3 protein-coding genes are annotated in these 4295 nt (G+C 72.7%); all 3 read left to right on the plus strand.

The window, feature by feature from the left end; all coding sequences use genetic code 11:
• A partial coding sequence (locus MNY60_RS23365) for a DUF4912 domain-containing protein (RefSeq protein ID WP_242362035.1) occupies nucleotides 1–940 on the plus strand: 940 nt, incomplete at its 5' end.
• Nucleotides 941–2539, plus strand: a complete 1599-nt coding sequence (locus MNY60_RS23370; RefSeq protein WP_242341507.1) for a glycoside hydrolase family 57 protein — start codon at nucleotides 941–943, stop codon at nucleotides 2537–2539. It begins immediately after the preceding gene.
• A gap of 125 nt (nucleotides 2540–2664) precedes the next feature.
• On the plus strand, nucleotides 2665–4227 hold the full coding sequence (gene lysS / locus MNY60_RS23375) for a lysine--tRNA ligase (RefSeq protein ID WP_242357023.1): 1563 nt from the start codon (nucleotides 2665–2667) through the stop codon (nucleotides 4225–4227).
• The last annotated feature ends 68 nt before the right edge of the window (nucleotides 4228–4295 follow it).

Below are 4295 nucleotides of genomic sequence, written 5' to 3' on the forward strand. Positions count from 1 at the left end.
CGAGGTCGCGGAGGGCGTCCGCGAGGCCGCCAAGGCGCCCCGCACGCGCCGGGCGGCCAAGGTGGCTGCGGCGGTGGCGGGCGCGGCGGCCGGCGCGGTGGCCGGGGTCGCGGCGAGCGTCTCGGCGGCGCGGGCGCGCCGCAAGAAGGTGGGCAACGGCAAGCCGGGCGAGGCCGCGCCGGACCCGGAGGGCTACTTCGTCGCGCGGGTGCGCGGGGAGGAGGCGGTGCGCGAGGCCCCGCGCCCCATGACCGAGACGACCTCGGACGCGCCGGAGGCTTTCCGCGCCGTCGAGGAGGGCGAGGGCGCCCCCGAGGGCGCGGGGGGCGCGCCGTACGAGGAGAACCTCGGCGAGCTGCCCTGGGGCTACGGGGACGACGCGTTCGTCGCGCTCCCGCGCGATCCGCGGACGCTCTTCCTCTACTGGGACTTCTCGCAGGGCACCGCGCAGGGGGCGTTCGCCGGGCTCGACCACCCGCGGGCGGAGCTCCGGATCTTCGCGCGGAGCGGCGGCGGCTGGGAGCCGGTGCGCACGCTGGACTTCGCGCTCGAGGCGACCGGCTTCTACGTGCACGACCTCGAGCCCGGCCGCGTGTACCGGGCCGAGATCCACGCCGTCGATCGCGGCGGGCAGGACCGGCAGCTCGGACGCGGCTCGAACGAGATGATGCTGCCGCCGCTCGGCCCCTCGCCGGTGATCGACGACCGCTTCATCCGCATCCCGTGGGAGATCCCGCTCGGGCGGCTCCTCGGCCCCGGCCACGCGGGCGGACCGTTCTCGGAGGAGGCGCGGGCGCTCCTCGCGCGCCTCAGCGACTGGTCGCGCTTCGCCGCCCGCACCGGAGGCAGCGCGGGCGGCGTGGGCGGACGGCCGACCTCTCCGGGCGTGTCGTCGCCGACCTCGCCGTTCGGAGGGTTCGGAGCCGGGGAGGGCGCCTAGATGGCCCAGGACGTCCTCGGCTACGTCGCCCTCCACCTCCACGCGCACCTCCCGTTCGTCCGCCACCCGGAGTACGACGAGTTCCTCGAGGAGGACTGGCTCTACGAGGCGATCAGCGAGACGTACCTGCCGCTCCTGAGGGTCTTCGACCGCGCGACGGACGAGGGGATCCCGTTCCGCATCTCGATGACCATGACGCCGCCGCTCGTCGCGATGCTCCGGGACGAGCTGCTCATGTCCCGCTACGCGCGGCGGCTCGACACGCTCTGCGAGCTCGCGGACAAGGAGGTCCACCGCACCCGCAACGACGGCACCTTCCACGGCCTCGCCCTCCACCACCAGCGCGAGTTCCGCGAGCTGCGCCAGCTCTTCAACGACCGCTACCGCCGGGACCTCGTGGGCGCGTTCCGCCGCCTCGAGGAGGCGGGGCGGCTCGAGATCGTCACCTGCGGCGCGACCCACGGCTTCCTGCCGCTCATGCAGCCGTACCCGGAGGCGGTGCGCGCGCAGATCGCGGTCGCCGCGCGCCACCACCGCCGCCACTTCGGCAAGGATCCGGTGGGCATCTGGCTGCCGGAGTGCGGCTACTTCCCCGGCGCGGACGCGTTCCTCGCCGAGGAGAACATCCGCTACTTCTTCGTCGACACGCACGGCATCACCGACGCGACGCCGCGGCCGCGCTACGGCGTCTACGCGCCGATCTTCACGCCCACCGGGCCGGCCGCGTTCGGGCGGGACGCCGAGTCGTCGATGCAGGTGTGGAGCTCCGAGTCCGGCTACCCGGGCGACCCGGACTACCGGGAGTTCTACCGCGACGTCGGGTGGGACCTCGAGTACGAGTACGTGAAGCCGTACATCCAGCCGACCGGGCAGCGGAAGAACGTCGGCATCAAGTACTTCCGCATCACGGGCAAGACCGCGCACAAGGAGCCCTACGACCCGGCGCGCGCGCGGGAGCGGGCGGCGCAGCACGCGGGCAACTTCATGTACAACCGCGAGCGGCAGATCGAGCACCTCGCCTCGCGCATGGACGGGGTGAGGCCGATCGTCGTCTCGCCGTACGACGCGGAGCTCTACGGCCACTGGTGGTACGAGGGGCCGCTCTTCATCGACTTCCTCATCCGGAAGATCGCCTTCGACCAGCGCATCTTCAAGCTCGCCACGCCCGGCGACTACCTCCGGGAGAACCCCGAGCAGCAGCTCGCGACGCCGCCGCTCTGCTCCTGGGGCGCGGGCGGCTACGCCGGCGTCTGGCTCGACGGCTCGAACGACTGGATCTACCGCCACCTGCACAAGGCGGCGGAGCGCATGATCGCGCTCGCCCGCGACTACCGGGAGCCGAGCGACCTCGAGCGGCGCGCCCTCGACCAGGCCGCGCGGGAGCTGCTCCTCGCCCAGTCCTCGGACTGGGCCTTCATCATGAAGACCGGGACGATGGTGGACTACGCCATCCGCCGGACGAAGGAGCACGTGCTCCGGTTCACGCGGCTGCATGACCAGCTCCGGGCCGGGCAGATCGACCCGGAGTGGCTCGCCCACGCCGAGACGAAGGACAACATCTTCCCGGAGATCGACTACCGCCTGTACGCACCGCGGTAGGAGCGCGAGCCGGTTCGGCTGGCCGCCCGCTCGATCCGCCGCGCGGCGCGCGGATGTTCTCGCGTTGACGGGGCGGGCGAGCCCGACTAGCCTCGCCGCACGCTTTTCCCCGTCGAAACCGAGACATGCGAGATCCCAACCCCCCCCGCGGCGACGACCTCGGCGCGACCGAGCGCGAGATCCTCGCGCATCGCGCGAAGAAGGCCGAGGCGCTGCGCGCCCTCGGCGTGAACCCCTACGGCAACGGGCACCGCCCGGAGCACCTCTCGAAGGACCTGCGCGACAGGTACGGCGACGCGCCGGCCGACGAGATCGCGAAGGACCCCGGCGCCTGGTCGATCGCCGGGCGCGTCCTCGCGGTCCGCCCCTTCGGCAAGGCCGCCTTCCTCAAGATCCGCGACGCCGCCGGCGAGCTCCAGGTGTGGATCAAGAAGGATCGGGTCTCCGAGCGGGACTTCGAGATCTACAAGCTCCTCGACATCGGCGACATCGTCGCCGCCCAGGGCGCCGCCACGCGCACCAAGACCGGCGAGCTCACGCTCGAGGCGACCGCCTTCACCATCCTCACGAAGTCGATGCGGCCGCTGCCCGAGAAGTGGCACGGGCTCAGCGACGTCGAGCAGCGCTACCGGCAGCGCTACCTCGATCTCATCGCCACCCCCGGCGTGCGCGACACCTTCGTGAAGCGCGCCCGGACGGTCTCGACCATCCGGCGCTTCCTCGACGGGCGCGGCTACCTCGAGGTCGAGACGCCGACCCTGCACAAGCCGGAGGAGGCGGGCGGCGCGGCGGCCCGGCCGTTCGAGACGCACCACAACGCGCTCGACCTCTCCCTCAAGCTCCGCATCGCGACCGAGCTGCACCTGAAGCGGCTCGTGGTGGGCGGCTTCGATCGCGTCTACGAGATCGGCCGCATCTGGCGGAACGAGGGGATCGACCGCCGCCACAACCCCGAGTTCACCACGATCGAGTTCTACGAGGCGTACGCGACCGCGGAAGACCTCATGAAGCTCACCGAGGCGCTCTTCCACGCGCTCGCCCTCGAGGTCGCCGGCGCGCCGGTGGTGACGTTCCAGGGGCAGCCCATCGACTTCACCCCGCCGTACCCCCGCGTCTCGCTCGTCGAGGTGGGCGCCCGTGCCCTCGGGCTCTCGGTCGAGGACGCGCTCGCCGGCCGCGGGCTCGCCGAGGCGCTCGCGCGCGCGGCGGCGCGCGAGAACGAATCGGAGGACGCCTGGAAGCTCGAGCAGGCCGCGAAGCGGTCCCCGGGCGAGGCGATCGCCGCGGCCTTCGAGGTGTTCGGCGAGCCCCAGCTCCCGAAGGACCGGCCCGCGTTCGTGGTCGACTTCCCCCTCGAGACGAGCCCGCTCTCGCGCAGGCGCGACGCCGATCCGCGCCTCGTCGACCGCTTCGAGCTGTTCGCGGGCGGCATGGAGTGCGCGAACGCCTTCTCCGAGCTCAACGATCCTGCCGACCAGCGCGCGCGCTTCGAGGCGCAGGTGAAGGCGCGCGCCTCGGGCGACGAGGAGGCGATGCCGTACGACGAGGACTTCGTGCGCGCCCTCGAGCACGGCATGCCGCCGACCGCGGGCGAGGGCATCGGGATCGATCGGGTGACGATGATCCTCACCGACTCCGCCTCGATCCGCGACGTCATCCTGTTCCCGCTGCTCAAGACCCGGGACTGACGTGAGCGAGGAGCGGATGCACGAGCGCGTGGCCGCCGGCGGCGGGCCCCCGAGGTCCGCCGAGGGCG

Source organism: Anaeromyxobacter sp. SG17 (assembly GCF_022690695.1).
GTDB classification, from domain to species: domain Bacteria; phylum Myxococcota; class Myxococcia; order Myxococcales; family Anaeromyxobacteraceae; genus Anaeromyxobacter; species Anaeromyxobacter soli.

What these genes read in the sequence shown, in the direction of transcription:
- MNY60_RS23370 (WP_242341507.1), top strand. Translation starts at nt 941, where the DNA reads ATGGCCCAGGACGTCCTCGGCTACGTCGCCCTCCACCTCCACGCGCAC.
- lysS (WP_242357023.1), top strand. Translation starts at nt 2,665, where the DNA reads ATGCGAGATCCCAACCCCCCCCGCGGCGACGACCTCGGCGCGACCGAG.